Origin of the sequence: Beijerinckia sp. L45, assembly GCF_009765775.1 — a bacterium.
In the GTDB taxonomy this organism is placed as follows: Bacteria; Pseudomonadota; Alphaproteobacteria; order Rhizobiales; family Beijerinckiaceae; genus RH-AL1.
Window position 1 is genome coordinate 1 of sequence record NZ_LMUU01000027.1, and the last position, 16,519, is coordinate 16,519.

Here is a 16,519-nt window from a genome sequence, read left to right on the forward strand (position 1 = left end):
CCAGCGACGGCTCGCTCGAAGCGCGCCTGACCCGATCGATCGCGGGCGTCGATCCGGACGTCACCATCGTCAACGTCGGAAACGCGGACGACCACGCCGGCATGCTGACCCGCGTCATCAAAGGCGAATGAGGTTCACGTCGATTCAACGAACCAATTTAAAACTGGTACGACCCTTGCCAAGAGGCTTCACAACCTTCAGACCCTAGACCTCTTTATGTTTTTAAGCCTTTATAAGTCACCATGGTAGATCCAGCCTGTGAAACCAACGATCAAAGGTTGAGCGCGAGCATCGACTCCGCTTCGAAGCGCGCGCTCGACGGTTTGCGAGCACTGCTCGTGCAGCACGCGTCCGATCCCGAGCGGCCATTGCCGCCGGAGCGCGACCTTGCCGCAGATTTTGGCGTCGGTCGCGGTTCGGTGCGCCGTGCCCTTTCAATTCTCGAGATGGAGGGCCTGGTCTGGCGCCGTCAGGGCAAGGGGACGTTCGTCGGGCCGATCCGCCGCGGCGCTGCCCTCAACGTCGCGACACTTTCGAGCCGAACCAATCTGAGCGAGGTCATGGAGGCGCGGCTCCATCTCGAGCCCTCGCTTGCCGCCTTGGCCGCCGTCCGGGCCAGCCCCGAGCAGGTGACGATGCTGCGGCGCCTCGCCAAACAGACGGCGCAGCAGCAGCGCGCCGGGGACGACCCCGACGAGTTGGAGCGTTGCGACAGCGCCTTCCATCGCGGCATCGCCGAAGCCGCCGGCAACCGCCTGCTGCTGGATATTTTCGAGCTCGTCGACACGATCCGCGTCGATCCGACATGGCAGGCGCTGCGGCAGCGGGCCCGCACCGCTGACCTGCGGACCGGATACATGCGCGATCACGACCTGATCGTCGATGCCATCGCCGAGCGCAACTCGGTCACCGCGGCCGCGGCAATGCGCAGCCACCTTCGCACCCTGCAAAAAGCTCTCGACGACACCATTCACGGCGACCTGGAGGGGCGTGCGTGACCGCAGGTCTCCGCGACGTCCTCAGCGTGCGCGATCTGACGGTTCGCTTCGGTGGCGCTCCGGCCAATGTCATCGACGGCATTTCCCTTGACGTCGCAGCCGGCCGCACGCTCGCCATCGTCGGGGAATCCGGCTGTGGCAAGAGCGTAACCTCCATGGCGTTGATGGGGCTGCTGCCGTCCAATGCCACCGTCGCGGCGACGGCGACGACGTTTCTCGACGCGCCCCTGCTCGGGCGGGACGAAAAGCATTGGCGCGACATTCGCGGCAACCGGATGGCGATGATCTTTCAGGAGCCGATGACGGCGCTGAACCCTGTCTTCAGCATTGGCGACCAGATTGCCGAAAGCATCGCCCGCCACCGGGGCCTTTCCGCCAAAGCGGCGCGGGCGCGCGCTCTGGCGATGCTGGAGACGGTGCGCGTGCCCGATGCCGCGCGGCGCCTCGACGCCTATCCGCACGAGCTGTCCGGCGGCCTGCGCCAGCGCGTGGTCATCGCCATGGCGCTGGCCAATGCGCCGGCGCTGATCATCGCCGACGAACCGACGACGGCGCTCGACGTCACCATCCAGGCGCAGATCCTGTCCCTGATCGCCACGTTGCAGGCGGAGACCGGCACGGCGATGATCCTCATCACCCACGACCTCGGCGTTGTCGCGGAAGTCGCCGACGACGTGGCGGTGATGTACGCAGGCCGCATCGTCGAAAGCGGGCCGGTGGCGGCCCTGTTCGACGATCCGCAGCATCCCTACACGATCGGCCTGATGGGCTCGATGCCCTCCCAAGGTCCACGCGGCGGGCGACTTGCGACGATTGCCGGCCGTGTTCCGACACCGGCCGAGATGCCGCCGGGCTGCCGCTTCGCCACCCGCTGCCCCTTCGTCGTCGAGGCCTGCCGCACGGCGCGCCCGCCGTTGCGCGCGATCACGCCGGGCCACGACGTCGCCTGCATCCGCGCGCCGCTGGAGCAGCATCTGGGTGCGGCGGCGTGAGCCTCGCCGCGCATCCGATCCTCGAGGCCATCCACCTCACCAAGCATTTTGCCACGCCGCCCGGCTTTCTCCAGCGCGCCAAGCCCCCTGTGCAGGCCGTCACCGACGTCTCGCTCGCGGTCCGCAAGGGCGAGACGCTGGCGCTGGTCGGCGAATCCGGCTCGGGAAAGTCGACGCTCGGCCGCCTCCTGCTGAACCTGATGCCGGCGACATCGGGCGACGTCCTATATGATGGTCGTAATCTCGGAAATCTTAGCGCGAGCGCGCTGCGCCAGGTGCGCCGCGACCTGCAGATCATTTTCCAGGATCCGTTCGCCTCGCTCAACCCGCGGATGAGCGTGGAAGCCATCGTCGGCGAGCCGATCTGGCTGCATTCCACCATGAGCCGCGCGGATCGGCGCGCCCGCGTGGCGGACCTGCTGAAGACCGTCGGCCTCGCGCCGGAGCAGGCCGGCCGCTACCCTCACGAATTCTCCGGCGGTCAGCGCCAGCGTATCGGCATCGCCCGGGCGCTCGCCTCGGAGCCGCGGCTGATCCTCGGCGACGAGCCGGTGTCGGCCCTCGACGTCTCGGTGCAGGCGCAGGTGGTGAACCTTTTGGAGGACTTGAAACATCAGTTCGGCCTGACGCTGCTGATCGTGGCGCATGGGCTCGGCGTCATCCGCCACATGAGCGATCGCGTCGCGGTGATGTATCTCGGCGAGATCGTCGAGCTGGCGCCGGTCGACGCTTTGTTCGAGACGCCGCTGCATCCCTATACGCAGGCGCTGATGACCGCGGTGCCGGTCAGCCATCCCGGCCTGAGGCGGCCGCGCGCGATCCTGAGCGGCGAGATGCCAAGCCCGACGGCGCCGCCGTCCGGCTGCCGCTTCCACACGCGCTGTCCGCATGGGCGGCCGCTGTGCCGGGACGAAAAGCCGGTCTTCGAGCGGTTGGATGACGATCGTCATGTCGCCTGCCATTTCTGGAAAGAGCTGGCGAATGCCGGAGCCGGCAGCCTCGCGCCGCCGCCAGCCAGCGCCGCATACGTTACGCGGCTCGACCTGTTCAAGACCGCTCAAGCGACGATGGAGAGCCACCCGTGACACGCCTCAGGATTCTGATTGCCGCGCTCGCCCTGCTCGCCAGCACGGCCGCTTTCGCCGAAACCACCATCAAGATCGGCATCCAGGACGATCCCGACTTCCTCGATCCCGCACGCTCGCGCACCTACGCCTCGCGCCTGGTCTTCACGGCGCTCTGCGACAAGCTCGTCGACGTCGCGCCCGACCTGACCTTCGTGCCGCAGCTCGCCACCGCCTGGACCTGGAGCGCCGACAACAAGGTTTTGACGATGACGCTGCGCGACGGCGTCACCTTCCATGACGGCGAGCCTTTCGACGCGGCAGCGGTGAAATTCAACCTCGACCGCTCGCGCACGCTGCCGGAGTCGCTGCGCAAGAGCGAGATCGCCTCGATCGTTAGCGTCGACGTTGTCGATGCCAAAACCGTCGCGATCAACCTGAAGCAGCCCGACGCCACGCTGATCGCCCAGCTCTCCGACCGCGCCGGGATGATGCTGGCACCAAAGGCCTCGACCGGCGACGTCGGCGCCAAGCCGGTCTGTTCGGGCCCCTACAAGTTTCTCCAGCGCGTCCAGCAGGACCGCATCGCGCTGACCCGCTTCGACGGCTACTGGAACAGGGCGGCCTATCATTTCGACAAGGTCGTCTTCCTGCCGATTCCCGACACGTCGGTGCGGCTCGCCAACTTGCGCGCCGGCGATCTCGACATCATCGAGCGCGTGGCGCCGACCGACATCAAGACGGTGAAGGATGACAAGAGCCTTCACGTCTTCAACAATCCCGGCCTCGGCTTCTCCTTCATTACCTTCAACGTCGCCAACGGCGACCGCGCGAAGACGCCGATCGGCCAGGACAAGCGCATCCGCAAGGCGTTCGAGCTGGCGATCGACCGTTCGGCGATCAACGACGTGGTGTTCGAGGGCCTCTACACGCCGAGTAACCAGCCGTTCCCGCCGACGAGCCCGTTCGTCGACAAAAGTTTCGCGCTTCCCGCCCGCGACGTGGCGAAGAGCCAAGCGCTGCTCGCCGCCGCCGGCGTGAAGACGCCACTCGATGTCGAACTGACGGTGTCGAACAGCCCGATCACTCAGCAGGTCGGCCAGATCATCCAGGCGATGGCCGGCGAAGCCGGCTTCAACGTCAAGCTCGTCGCCACCGAATTCGCGACGCTGCTCAGTCAGCAGCAAACCGGACGCTTCCAGGCCAGCATGCAGTACTGGTCCGGCCGCCCCGGTCCGGACGGCAACATCCATCAGTTTCTGACCTGCAAGGGCAGCCAGAACGACAGCCATTACTGCAATCCCAAGCTCGATGATCTGCTCAACACGGCGCGCACGACGACCGACCTGGCGCAGCGCAAGGCGCTTTACGCGCAGGCGCTGCCGATCCTGGCCGACGACATGCCCAGCATCGACCTCTATTTCGAGCCGCGGCTGATCGTGATGCAAAACAAGATCAAGGGCTTCGTCCCGAATCCGGATGGGCTGATCCGCCTGAAGGACGTCGAGGCGAAGCCGTGACGACCGGCGCCTACGGACAACGCGCATGATCGCTTTCATCGCGCGGCGGCTTGTCGGCGCCATCCCGACGCTGATCCTCATCTCGCTGTTCGTGTTCACGCTGCAAAAGCTGCTGCCCGGCGATCCGATCCTGGCGATGGCGGGCGAAGAGCGCGACCCTGCCGTGATCGCGTTGCTGCATGAAAAATACCATCTCGATCAGCCGATCCCGATCCAGTACATCCGCTGGGTCGGAGGCCTCCTGCAAGGCGATTTCGGCATGTCGCTGCGCACCGAGCAGCCCGTGACCACCCTCGTCGCCTCGAAGCTGCCGGTGACGCTGGAGCTTGCCGCCCTGGCTCTGATCATCGCCCTCGCCATCGGCATTCCCGCCGGAATCATCGCGGCGCTGCGCAAGGGTACCGCGCTCGATTACGGCGCCAATATCGTGGCGCTGTCGGGCATTTCGATCCCGCATTTCTGGCTCGGCATTCTGCTGATCATGCTGTTTTCCGTCAAACTGAAGTGGTTGCCGGCCTCCGGCTTCGTGCCGCTGTTCGACGACCCCGTGCAGAACTTCAAGACGCTGATCTTGCCGGCCTTCGTCGTCGGCGTGGGCCTTGCCGGCACGCTCATGCGGCACACGCGTGGCGCGATGCTCAGCGTGCTCGGCACCGACTACGTCAGAACCGCCCGCGCGAAAGGCTTGATGCCCCGTTCCGTGGTCCTCAAGCATGCCTTCCGCAACGCTCTGATGCCGATCGTCACCCTGACCACACTGCTGTTCGGCGAGATGCTCGGCGGCGCCGTGCTGACGGAGCAGGTTTTTAGCATTCCCGGTTTCGGCAAGATGATCGTCGATGCCGTGTTCAACCGCGACTATGCCGTTGTGCAGGGCGTGGTGCTGTGCGTCGCCGTTGGCTTCGTCCTGCTCAATCTGCTTGCCGACGTCCTCTACCGCGTCATCAATCCGCGGCTGAGGACGGCATCATGACGATGATCGAGACCGTCAGCCCGATCCTGTTCCGCCCCCGCTCGACCTCGCGCGCGCTGCAAAAATTCCTCGGCAATAAGGGCGCGATGATCGGCGCTGGCATTCTAATCGTGTTCGCGCTCGCTGCGATCTTCGCGCCATGGATCGCGCCCTACAATCCGATCAAGACCAACTTTCTCGTGATCCGCAAGCCGCCGTCGGCGCTGTTCTGGCTCGGTACCGACGAACTCGGCCGCGACCTGCTGTCGCGCCTGATTTGGGGCGCGCGCGGGTCGCTCGTCGCCGGCGGCATTTCCGTCGCCATCGCGATGGCGATCGGCGTGCCGCTCGGCCTGCTCGCCGGCTATTTCGGCGGCAAGCTCGACGCGCTGATCTCGCGCATCGTCGACGCTTTGCTCTCTTGCCCGTTCCTGGTGCTCGCCATCGCGCTCGGCGCCTTTCTCGGGCCGAGCCTGATCAATGCGATGATCGCCATCGGCCTATCCGCGATGCCGATCTTCGCGCGGCTGACGCGCGGCCAGGTGCTGTCCATCCGCCACGAGGATTATCTTGAGGGCGCCCGCGCCATCGGCCTTCCCGATCGGTGGATCATCGCCCGCTATGTGCTACCCAACATCCTTTCGCCGCTGGTCGTTCAGGCGGCCCTGACCATCGCGTCCGCGATCCTTGCGGAAGCCAGCCTCTCCTTCCTCGGCCTCGGCCAGCAACCGCCCTACCCGTCGTGGGGATCGATGCTGAACGCAGCCCGAAACTTCATGGAACAGGCGCCGTGGATGTCACTTGCGCCCGGCGCCGCCATTTACATCACCGTCCTCAGCTTCAACCTGCTGGGCGACGGCCTGTCCGACGCGCTCGACCCCAAAAGCCAACACTGACAGAGATTTTTCATGCATACCCTCGACTTCAGCCGCCCTTACTCGTCCGCCCGCTCGCCGGTGATGGGCCGCAATATGGTATCGGCCTCGCAGCCGCTGGCAGCCCAAGCGGGACTCGAAATGCTGCGCCGCGGCGGCAGCGCCGTGGATGCGGCGATCGCCGCCGCCATGGTCCTGACGGTGGTCGAGCCGACCGGCAACGGCATCGGCAGCGACGGTTTCGCCATCGTCTGGGACGGCAGCAAACTGCAGGGCCTCAATGCCTCCGGTCGTGCGCCGGCTGGTTGGACGCCGGCGTATTTTGCGGGGCGCAAAACCATGCCGGTGCGGGGCTGGGATGCTGTCACCATCCCCGGTGCCGTGTCGAACTGGGTCGCGTTGTCCGACCGCTACGGCAAGCTGCCCTTCGCCACGCTCGCGGAGCCGGCCATCCGCTATGCTCGCGACGGATTTCAGGTCACCCCCATGATCGCCGAGCTGTGGCGTCAGGGCGGCGAGGCTTTGAAGGATCAGCCAGGCTTCGCCGATTGTTTCCTGCCCAACGGCCGCGCCCCGAAGGCCGGCGAACGGATCAAGATGCCGGGCCACGCCCGCAGTCTCGAGCTGATCGCGCGGACCAAGGGCGAAGCCTTTTATCGCGGTGAGCTCGCCCGCGAGATCGTCGCCTTCTCCACTGCCTGCGGCGGCGTCATGAGCCTCGAGGATCTCGCGAGCCACACCGTCGATTGGGTCGACACAATCTCCGTGCCCTTCGCCGGCGCCGTGGTGCATGAACTGCCGCCCAACGGCCAGGGCATCGCCGCGCTCAGCGGCCTCGGCATTCTGGAAGCCCTCGGCATCGGCGATCATCCCGTCGATAGCGTCGAAACGCTGCACATCGTGCTCGAGGCGATGAAGCTGGCGCTCGCCGACCTCAACCAGCATGTCGCCGATGAAGGCCACATGCGCGTGCCGACCGCGCATCTGCTCGATCCCGCCTATCTCCGCGAGCGCGCCGCACTCGTCGGCCCCACCGCCGTCGATCCCGGCCACGGCACGCCGAAGCCGGGCGGCACCGTCTGCCTCTCCGCGGCGGACGAGGGCGGCATGATGATCTCCTTCATCCAGTCGAACTACATGGGCTTCGGCTCCGGCGTGGTCGTGCCCGGCACCGGAATCAGCCTGCAGAACCGCGGCGTCGGTTTTTCGCTCGATCCCGCCCACGTCAATGTCGTGGCTCCCGGCAAGCGGCCGTTCCACACCATCATCCCCGGCTTCGCGATGAACGCCGACGGCACGCCGCTGATGGCCTTCGGCCTGATGGGTGGCCCGATCCAGGCGCAGGGCCATCTTCAGATGATGCTGCGCATCCTAAGCTACGGCCAGAATCCGCAGGCCGCCGCCGACGCACCGCGCTGGCGCCTCGAAGGCGGCCTGAAGGTGGCGGTCGAAAGCAGTTTCGACCCCGATGTCGTCGCGGCGCTGCGCGCGCGCGGCCACGACATCGAGGTGCAGCCGGCGAACGGCGTTTTCGGCTTTGGCGGCGCGCAAATCATTCTGCGCACGAAGGACGGTTATGTTGCCGGCTCCGATCCGCGCAAGGACGGACAGGCCGTCGCCTATTGATAGGCCGCTTGCGACCGCGCAGGCGCATCGCCATTCGGCGGCGTCTGCTGCGATGAATATGTGATGTGTGACAGTCAGAAACCGGCTATACACATTGTTAGACACAGTTCGAAGGCAATGCGCGCCGCTCCGCGGCTCGTGATCTGACTGGTAACGGCTCCCTGATGGCGACCATGCAAGGTCGGCACGAAGGACCGGCTGCTTGAAGTCAGAACGGGCCGCCATGGCGAATGCATTTCAGCTCAGATACGAGCATGGCCGACTGTATCGCCAATTTCAGGTTTCTAACGCCTATGCGTCCTGGGCGAGCGACGTGACCTTCGAAGCCGGAAGCCTCGTCGCAACAGTGGGATGGGATACCGTCGGCCGATCCATTCTGCGGTTGGCGAATTTCGGCTTCAAGATGCGGCATGGCGTCTTCCCGATGACGAGCCATCGTTCGGAATCGATCAATCTCGACACGCCATCCCAAACTTTCCGGGAAGGCCGCTGTCTGGTGCCCGTCGATGTCTTCTACGAGCAGGGACTCGGACCTGACGGCGACATCGTCCGGTCGTCCTACGGGTCATATGACGGCAGTATGCTCGGGCTCGCCGCGCTGATCAGGCCGGAAGGTGCCGGCCTTTCCGTGACGATCCTGACCATTCCCGCGGGCGTGACGGTCGGCAGCGCGAACGGGCGGATGCCCGCGATCGTCGGAGAAGACGACTACGATCTCTGGCTCGACGACACGACGCACGCGAAGGCCGCGATCAATCTCATTCGTTTGCCGCGCGACGATCTTCTGGTCGAACGGCCATTCTGAAACCGCTCGCGGGTGATGGGCTCTGTCGGAAGCGTCCTCCCGACAGAACCTGAAGCGATGTCGGCTGGCGCTAGAGGCTGTGCAGGCCGAACAGATCCTCATGGACCTTATGCGCGATCAGCTCGGCATCGCGGTCATGACGCAGGCTCCGGCCCGCCTCGACGTGTTTTCGCGCCTCGACGATAATCGAGCCCGCCAGTAGATCTTGCGTCGTCTCATCCACGTCGCCGGTCTTTATCAGATCGCCGAAGATCTTGGAATAAGCGCGCTTAATAATCGCGGCTTCCGTCGTACCGAAATCGGCAAGGTCGACTGCTTGAACCATCCCGAATAACCCCCGTTTCTGCAGGAGTGATTAACGTATAGCTAAGCTGCTGCCGCTGGCAACCCCTCTCGTCTTTATCGGACGCCCAACCGTGTCGGCTATCGCTGAATAGCGCACAATTAAACTGCTTCGCCAGACCACGACACGAGCGCAAAAATCCGATTTGTAACAGACGGTTGCTGCCGTGTTGCGGACCGGTGCGGTAGCCGATCTCCTTCGGGCGCCCGAACCGGGTACGGGCCGGAAGTTCGAAAGATTGATTTAGTAGCAAACGGATTTTGCGTCGGACCCGATCGAGGTTTCCTGACAAAGCGCCCGCTTTCGGTAGGTGCCGTCGTCGGCATGCGATCCGCTCCCGGCACATCCGCCGAGCATGAGCACAATCACCAGCAGGGCCGCGTTTTTCTTCGCCATCGTCGCTTCGTCCTCGTCTGCAAGTGGCCCCGGCACATCGGACGCGCACTGCGCGCCAGGTCAGCGCAGCGTGGCCCTTGCCATGAAGGCGCCAATGATCGTCGCGATGCGGCCCGGCAGCCTGTTACGCCGAGCGCAGATGATCGAGGAAACGCCGCACCTCGCCCTCTAGCGCCGAGGAACACAGGGCCAGGTCCGCCGCCGAAGTCAAGACGCGGCCGGCCGAGAGGCCGGTGCGACTGGCGGTCTCGCGCACGCGTGCGGTTTCCTCGGTCAGCACACTGGCGCCGAGCGCGGCACCCGCCATTTCGCTCGCGATATCGTGAGTGGCGGCGCGCTGTTCCTCGGCAGCGGCGGCGATGGAGCGCGCGATCGAGTGCACTTCGTCGACCACGGCGGAAACCGACGCGATCGCCGAAACCGCGCTCCCGGTCGCCTGCTGGATGGCCTCGATCTTCGATCGGATCTGCGCGGTCGCCCGGATCGTCTGGTGGGCGAGTTCCTTCACTTCCGACGCGACGACGGCAAAGCCGCGTCCGGCTTCGCCGGCGCGGGCCGCCTCGATGGTCGCGTTCAACGCGAGGAGATTGGTGCGCGAGGCGATTTCATTGATCAGGCTGACGACGCTGCCGATCGCCGAGGCCTCCGCGACGAGTGTCTCGATCGTCGCGTGGCTTCGCCGGGCGTCGACAACCGCCTGGGCCGCGATCGTCGTCGTCTGCGTGATCTGGATGCCGACCTCCTGCGCCGAGGCGGACAGTTCCTCGGAGGATCGCGACGCCGCCTCGACGTTGCGCGCGGCGCTCGCGGCGGCGGTCGTGACAAGCACCGAGCGTTCGCGGGTGATGTCGGCTGTCTGAGACATTTCCAGAGCGGTTGTCTTCAGCTCGGCCGCGCCGATCGCGAGCGTGCTGACGAGACCGCTGACGGTGCTTTCGAAGGACTTTCCAAGCTCCGCCAGGGCCTGCCGCTTCTCTTCCGCCATCCGACGCTTCGTCTCGTCGGCTTCGCGCTCGAGGGTCTTGCCGCGAATCATCGTCTGTCGAAAGATTTCGAAGGCCTGGGCCATCGCCCCGAATTCGTCGGGACGGTTTGCCCCGATAATCGTGACCCGTTCGTCGCCGCCGGCGAGGCGCCCCATGGCGCGTGTCATCGACCGCATCGGCGCGATGAGACGACGGTTGATCAGGATCAGCCCGGCAATGCCCACGAGGCACGACAGCACCAAGGCGGAAATACGAAACACGAGCCCATTGCGGGTGACCTGCTGCCGCTCGACCGCCCGGTGCTCGGCGACCTGCATCGCGGTGCCGGCCACTTCGGTCAGCGCTTCCAAGGCGTCGAACGACACCTCCGTCAGCTCCTCGATCGTGACGTTGGAGGACTTTCCGTCCATCAGATCGCCATACAGACTGTCGCTGAGTCGACGAAAGATTTTGAACGTCTTCACGTCGGCATCGGCGACCGCCGCAGCGATTTCGGGCGCTGTCCCCGGCCGGGCGGCAAGCCCGCGGACCATCGACCAGCTGCCGTCGGCCTGGCCGCGCAGACGCTGATAGAGCTCCTGACGCGGGCGCGTCATGACGAAATTGGCGAGAGAATCGGTGAGTTGCACGCGCTCCAGCCCGACGCCGTCTCGCGCGAGCCATGCAAGCTCCTTGATTTCGATGAGCTCCGCGGTCTCCGGGTCGGCCCGCTGGATGCGCGCGCCGAGCGAGAGTGAGATCGCCTGCAGCCGGTCGACGACCTCCGTCGCCTGGCGGTCGAAGAGGTCCGGAAGGTCCTGGCGGCGGTCTGCCGCCGGCTTGCGCAGGTTTTCATCGACCGCGCGGCGCGTCTCCCCTAGCCGTTCGACCGCGGCGCTCAGCCCGCCGCTCACCGCGCGGTCGTCGATGCACGGAAACGACCCGCATTCCAGCAAGGTTTCCTGCAACGCCGGGGTCTCGATCGCGCGATAATGATCCATCAGCTTCAGGAAACGGTCGCTCGCGGGCGCCGCGGACCGCAGGGCCGCATGGGTCGGGCCGCGCTGCATCCGGCTGTTCTGCAGAGCGACGAAGACTTTTCGGGCGATCGTCGTGTTCCGGACGATACGGGCGGCCTCGAGCTGTGCGGTGATATCGCTCGACAGCGGCATCGCGACGGCGCCGACCATCAATAGGATCATCGTGCCGAAAAGCAGCTTCGACGTGAAGGCGATGGTTGGCGTAAAGCGTCTCGTCATAGGGCCCGCACGCAGCTTCTGCGTTAAAAGTCTCCATGATTTCAATTAACGATCAGATAGCGCGGCGCCTTGGGCTTTCCGCCAATCGGGCGATTGACGGCGGCCTGTGGCCGTGAAGCAGCGAATTGGGCGTCAAATGCCTGCGATTTGCCGAGATCGGCCCAAATTGTCGGGCCACGCGCGATTTCTGGCGTTAAATCCGTTTGCCCCTCTTGTCTCGAATCGTGAAAATCATCAGTTTAGGAGTCTTCAATCGTACCTACCGGACCCAGTATGACCGCCCAGCCCGCGCCGACCGCGCAAGACAACCAGCATGAATATTTGAACGGCATCGCCGAAATAGCGGTCGCCGCCGGCCTGACGAAGGCCGAGGTCAAGGCCCTCGGCAAGGCGGGTCGCCTGCCGCTTTCGCGTGCACGCGACGGCTCGCTTTACGCCACGCGCAAGGCGATCGATGCCTGGCGTGCCGAGAACCACTAGCGAATCTCGCAAAACCTTTGTCCTTGGGATGGCCGGAGGTCGACGTCCGGCCGGTCCTGACCGTTCGACGAGCGTCACGGCAGAGCCAGGACTGCGATCTCGTCCAGCTTTTGCCAAGCCACGTTGCTCGGCCAGGGCTCAGGGCGCAGCCTTGTAGCCCCGCGCCTTGTCGAGGTTTTTGGCCTGGTCGAGGCCTTTCGCACCTGAAAGATTGGTGCTGTCGAGTTCCGCCCCGGTCAGGTCGGCGCCGGTAAAGTCGGCGCCGCTGGCATCGGCCCCGGTCAGGACCGCCCGCGACAGGTCGGCGCCCGCAAACGACGCGCCTTTCAGATCGGCGAAACTCATATCCACGTGGCCCATGTTGGCCTTCGAAAAGTCCGCGCCTTCGAGGTTGGCGCTGCCCATTTCGGTGTGCATCAGGCCCATCGACTGGTTTTTCAGATGCGCCGAGATGTCCCCGCCGACGAATTTGGCGCCGCGAAGATCGCCCCCTGTGAAGCGGGCCTGGACGCGGGCGCCCGTCATGTTGGCGCCCTTAAAGATCGGAATTTCGCCGGCGGTCGCCGACAGGCCCTGCGCCACCACGGGCGCGACGAGACTGGCATCCGTCAGGTCGGCGTCGGTAAAATTCGCGTGGATGAGCCAGGAGAGATTGAGGTTGGCGCCGGAGAGATCGGCGCGGGTCATGTTCGCGTCGGCGAGTTTTGCGCCATAGAGGTTCGCGCCCTTCAGATCGGCGCCGGTGAAGTCGAGCTTCGAAAGATCGAGGTTGCGCAGAGACCTGCCGGCAAAACTGGCCGGATGGCCCGGCGTCGCGGCGGCGAGCGCGCTCCTGACCTGATCGACGGTGACGTCGGCGGCCATGTCCGGGTCGGCCGGGCTCATCGCCAGGCCCGGTCCCGTGAGGGCCGCCCAGAGGACCGTGGCGGCGCCAATGTTGCGCATCGTATTTCCCCCGCGTCTTATGATCGATGATGCCTTAGATAGACACTACCATGCACGCTCCGGGCGCATCGCTGTCCTCCGACATGTCCTGCTATTGCAGGCGCACGGACGGAACGAAACCCGTCCGATCGGCATGTTATGGGAAGCTGGCGTGAGCCATGGTGCCTTTGCCTTGAAGGAGGCCTTGATGACGATACCGCGACTCAATCTCCGCGCCCTCGCTGCCGCCCTGGTGGTTGCCGCGGCCTGTCTGGCCATCCCCGCTTCCGCGGCACCTCGCCATCATCGTCCGGCGACGACACCCAAGACGTCCGCGCATGCCCCTATGACCGGCAGGCACCATCGGGTTCGCCATCGTCACGCGGGCCATCGGTTCTATGGCTACGGTTCGCCTGATGCTGCCCCCTATCCGCTGCCGGCACCTCAGCATACGCAGGCCCCGAGCTACTGCGCAGGGCAGTTCCAGGATGCGTCCCCCGACGGCATGTTCAGGGACAATGTCGGCCGGATCCGCCCCTGCTTCTGAACAGTCTCGGCTTTTGAAGCCCGACGCCGCAACGGTCGCTGCGTCGATACGCCCGATCGGTGGTCGGCGTCAGGGGCCCATGTCGGCACACTGACACCGCCCCCAATCGACGGGGACTCAAAAAGCCTGGAGCATCACAGTGCCGCCTCGTCCGGGTCATGGGCGCATAAGCGCCCGAGCATCAGGACTCCGTTTTCAGTGTGGCCCAAAGGTGACACACTGCACATCAAAGAGTCAGCTCTGATGATTGTTGCACCCTCCAGCGCCTGCACACATACAAGCTAACCGCCTGAATCGTATGCAGAAAAAAAATATGTCATATTTAATTTGATACGCAACCTTTTGGGCCGAAGCCGCCTCACGGCGCCGTGTGTCACAAAACTGTTTTCGAACCCACGATAAGTGCCCCAATCGGCGATGAGCGATCATCGTGCGGTTTATATTCCTTTGAGATGGGGGCGTCTCGTGACTGCCAGAACTGAAACTACCACGACCATGACGGCCGCACGCGGGGCGTTCCGCTCGCGCGGCCTCCGCGCCGGTTTGGCCGCCGCACTTCTCCTGTCGACGTCGTCGGTCGCGCTGCACGCGCAGGACCGTGATCTCCAGAAGGAGCTCGATCAGCTCAAGGCGCAGATCAACTCGCTGAAGGCCGCGATCAACGAACAGAAGGTCGAGACGCGCCACACCAAGGAAAAGCTCAAGGTCGTCGCGGAACGCCCCTACAGCCCACCGCTCGTCGCCGCCGTTCCCGAAGGCGCAACGCCGCTCTTCGTCACCGCCGACAAGAAGATGCATTTCGGCGCGATCACCATCACCCCCGGCGGCTTCGTCGCGATGGAAGGTCGGTTCTCAACCCGGAACGAACAGGCCGATATCGGCACCCAGTATTCCGCCATTCCGTTCGGTCCGCAGGGCAACACCAACGAGCTCGTCTTCTCGGCACGCCAGTCGCGCATCGCGGCTCTTGTCGAAGCGCCGATCTCCTCGAACATGTCGGTTGCCGGCTACGGCGAATTCGACTTCCTCGGCTCCGGCGCCACGTCGAACCGTAACGAGTCCGACTCCTACGTTCCGCGTATCCGTCATCTCTACGCGACCCTCGACAACAACGAATACGGCATGCACGTCCTGGCCGGTCAGACTTGGTCGCTGCTGACGATGAACAGCAAGGGCATCACACCGCGCAACGAAGTCACGCCGCCGACGATCGACGCGCAGTACGTCCCCGGCTTCGTCTGGAAGCGTCACCCGCAGATCCGCCTCACCAAGGACTTCAACGAAAAGCTTTGGTTCTCGGTCTCGGCCGAAGAAGCCCAGACGACCTTCGGCACCGCTTGCGCCGCCGGCGTCAACGCCCAGGCTGTCACGAGCAACACCGGTGCGACCGAAACCGCGACGTGCGCGCTCGGTGGCCAGGCCAACCTGAATGGTACGGCCGTCACCAACTTCTCGATCAACCATGTTCCGGATGTCGTCGGTAAGGTTGCTTACGAAGCGCGCCTCGGCGATCACGACGTGCATCTCGAAGGCTCGGCCATCTATCGCGACCTCTACGATCGCGTGGCTTATGCCAACGGGACGGCGGCTAATCTCGATACGACGGGTTACGGTTTCGGCGGCGGTATGATCGCCGCAATCATTCCGAAGCGCCTCGACTTCCAGGTGTCGGGCCTTATCGGCAAGGGTATCGGCTCCTACGGCACGGCTCAGTTCGGCGACACGACGTTCGGCTCGAACGGCAGCCTCAGCGGTCTTCGCGAAGAGATGCTGCTTGCCGGCCTGACCTTCCACGCCACGCCAAGCATCGACCTCTATGCCTTCAGCGGCGTCGAGCAGGTTCAGCCGAACTACTACGCGACCAACGCCGCCGGCACCGCGTTCGCCGGCTACGGCGCTCCGAACGCCAACAACAGCGGTTGCTACAACGACGTGACCGCCGGGACTTGCGCCGGTAACGCCAAGCGCATCTGGCAGGTCACCGCCGGCATGTGGGACAAGATCTACAAGGGCAACTTCGGCGAAGTTCGCGTCGGCGTGCAGTATGCCTACACGCAGCGTGAGCTGTTCTCCGGAAACGCAACCACGGCGCCTCTCCCCGCTTTGGCCGGTTCGCCCCGCACTGTGGATCATTCGATCCTGACCAGCCTTCGCTACTATCCCTTCCAGTAAGACGTGACGCAGGACACGCGAGCGCTAGGGCTCGCGCGTCCTCCTCTTCGGCGCTCAGGGGCCACAGCCGACACGCTCGGACGCGACGAAAACAGATTATCCCAAGCTTTTGACCCTGGCGGCGGCCCTTATGGAAGTCCCCACGGTCACTTCGTGTAGATTCCATTGGAGCCCGTTATGAAAAAAGTCCTCTTCGCCCTCTCGTTACTCGTCGTCGCCGCGGCGCCTGTTCGCGCGCAGCAGGTTGTCGTGCAGTTCGGTCCCACCACCGAGTTCAGCACGCTGGTTTGCGCGAACTTCGCCAAACTGCCGGACGGCAAGTGGAAGGCTCTGAACCCAACCAAGTTCGGCCTCGGCTTCGTCACCGCGATCGTTCCCCCGGTCCAGCCGATCGCGCTCGGCGGCTACATCTACAACAACATCGACCTCTACTCGCAGCTCGACCTGCAGTGCGGCGCTGGCGTCGTCATCGCCCGCTACTGATCGGTCACGCTTCCCATAAAACGCCCCGGCAGCCCCCGCTGTCGGGGCGTTTTACGTTCGAGACCGGTCCCAAGTCTCCGACCAACGCCATGCCTGACCCCGGCCGTGCCCGCAAAAG

16 protein-coding genes are annotated in these 16,519 nt (G+C 64.8%); 12 read left to right on the top strand and 4 right to left on the bottom strand.

The annotated features are described in order from the left end of the window. Window positions 1-278: 278 nt before the first annotated feature. The 8 genes from GSQ79_RS01615 (at window position 279) to GSQ79_RS01650 (ending at window position 8,832) form a co-directional block, all read left to right on the top strand. Window positions 279-998 (top strand): FadR/GntR family transcriptional regulator, encoded by a 720-nt coding sequence (locus GSQ79_RS01615; protein ID WP_210252981.1) that lies wholly within the window; start codon window positions 279-281, stop codon window positions 996-998. Further along, the gene (locus tag GSQ79_RS01620; RefSeq protein WP_158806993.1) at window positions 995-1,990 is read left to right on the top strand and encodes an ABC transporter ATP-binding protein; all 996 of its coding nucleotides are present in this window, start codon (window positions 995-997) and stop codon (window positions 1,988-1,990) included. Before GSQ79_RS01615 ends, GSQ79_RS01620 begins: the two co-directional genes overlap by 4 nt. Then, window positions 1,987-3,075, top strand: a complete 1,089-nt coding sequence (locus tag GSQ79_RS01625; protein ID WP_158806994.1) for an ABC transporter ATP-binding protein — start codon at window positions 1,987-1,989, stop codon at window positions 3,073-3,075. Before GSQ79_RS01620 ends, GSQ79_RS01625 begins: the two co-directional genes overlap by 4 nt. Next, window positions 3,072-4,574: an ABC transporter substrate-binding protein gene (locus GSQ79_RS01630; protein WP_210252982.1), complete on the top strand. Its 1,503-nt coding sequence runs from the start codon at window positions 3,072-3,074 to the stop codon at window positions 4,572-4,574. Before GSQ79_RS01625 ends, GSQ79_RS01630 begins: the two co-directional genes overlap by 4 nt. Window positions 4,575-4,599: 25 nt before the next feature. Further along, a complete protein-coding gene (locus GSQ79_RS01635; protein WP_158806995.1) occupies window positions 4,600-5,547 on the top strand; it encodes an ABC transporter permease in 948 nt (315 codons plus the stop codon). Beyond that, complete coding sequence (locus GSQ79_RS01640) at window positions 5,544-6,422, top strand: ABC transporter permease (protein WP_158806996.1); 879 nt, start codon at window positions 5,544-5,546, stop codon at window positions 6,420-6,422. Before GSQ79_RS01635 ends, GSQ79_RS01640 begins: the two co-directional genes overlap by 4 nt. Window positions 6,423-6,434: 12 nt before the next feature. Further along, complete coding sequence (locus tag GSQ79_RS01645; RefSeq protein ID WP_158806997.1) at window positions 6,435-8,027, top strand: gamma-glutamyltransferase family protein; 1,593 nt, start codon at window positions 6,435-6,437, stop codon at window positions 8,025-8,027. Between the two features lie 202 nt (window positions 8,028-8,229). Beyond that, the gene (locus GSQ79_RS01650) at window positions 8,230-8,832 is read left to right on the top strand and encodes an SOS response-associated peptidase family protein (RefSeq protein WP_158806998.1); all 603 of its coding nucleotides are present in this window, start codon (window positions 8,230-8,232) and stop codon (window positions 8,830-8,832) included. A 70-nt stretch (window positions 8,833-8,902) separates the two neighbouring features. Here GSQ79_RS01650 and GSQ79_RS01655 read toward each other — a convergent pair whose 3' ends face one another. The 3 genes from GSQ79_RS01655 to GSQ79_RS01665 all read right to left on the bottom strand — a co-directional run bounded on the left by GSQ79_RS01655 (window position 8,903) and on the right by GSQ79_RS01665 (window position 11,795). Beyond that, a complete protein-coding gene (locus GSQ79_RS01655) occupies window positions 8,903-9,157 on the bottom strand; it encodes a hypothetical protein (protein WP_158806999.1) in 255 nt (84 codons plus the stop codon). A gap of 261 nt (window positions 9,158-9,418) precedes the next feature. Beyond that, window positions 9,419-9,571 (bottom strand): hypothetical protein, encoded by a 153-nt coding sequence (locus GSQ79_RS01660; RefSeq protein ID WP_158807000.1) that lies wholly within the window; start codon window positions 9,569-9,571, stop codon window positions 9,419-9,421. Between the two features lie 124 nt (window positions 9,572-9,695). Further along, window positions 9,696-11,795 carry a methyl-accepting chemotaxis protein gene (locus GSQ79_RS01665; RefSeq protein WP_158807001.1) on the bottom strand — a complete coding sequence of 700 codons (2,100 nt, stop codon included), beginning with the start codon at window positions 11,793-11,795 and terminating at the stop codon, window positions 9,696-9,698. Between the two features lie 273 nt (window positions 11,796-12,068). Here GSQ79_RS01665 and GSQ79_RS01670 point away from each other — a divergent pair, with 273 nt between their 5' ends. Further along, on the top strand, window positions 12,069-12,275 hold the full coding sequence (locus tag GSQ79_RS01670; protein ID WP_158807002.1) for a hypothetical protein: 207 nt from the start codon (window positions 12,069-12,071) through the stop codon (window positions 12,273-12,275). Between the two features lie 138 nt (window positions 12,276-12,413). Here the strand turns inward: GSQ79_RS01670 and GSQ79_RS01675 are convergent, their stop codons facing one another. Then, complete coding sequence (locus tag GSQ79_RS01675) at window positions 12,414-13,220, bottom strand: pentapeptide repeat-containing protein (RefSeq protein WP_158807003.1); 807 nt, start codon at window positions 13,218-13,220, stop codon at window positions 12,414-12,416. A 187-nt stretch (window positions 13,221-13,407) separates the two neighbouring features. Between GSQ79_RS01675 and GSQ79_RS01680 the strand changes: the two genes are divergently transcribed. The 3 genes from GSQ79_RS01680 (at window position 13,408) to GSQ79_RS01690 (ending at window position 16,401) form a co-directional block, all read left to right on the top strand. Next, window positions 13,408-13,746: a hypothetical protein gene (locus tag GSQ79_RS01680; RefSeq protein ID WP_158807004.1), complete on the top strand. Its 339-nt coding sequence runs from the start codon at window positions 13,408-13,410 to the stop codon at window positions 13,744-13,746. A gap of 495 nt (window positions 13,747-14,241) precedes the next feature. Further along, window positions 14,242-15,918: a hypothetical protein gene (locus tag GSQ79_RS01685; protein WP_158807005.1), complete on the top strand. Its 1,677-nt coding sequence runs from the start codon at window positions 14,242-14,244 to the stop codon at window positions 15,916-15,918. A gap of 177 nt (window positions 15,919-16,095) precedes the next feature. Next, entirely contained in the window at window positions 16,096-16,401 is a 306-nt protein-coding gene (locus tag GSQ79_RS01690; protein WP_158807006.1) for a hypothetical protein, read from the top strand. The last annotated feature ends 118 nt before the right edge of the window (window positions 16,402-16,519 follow it).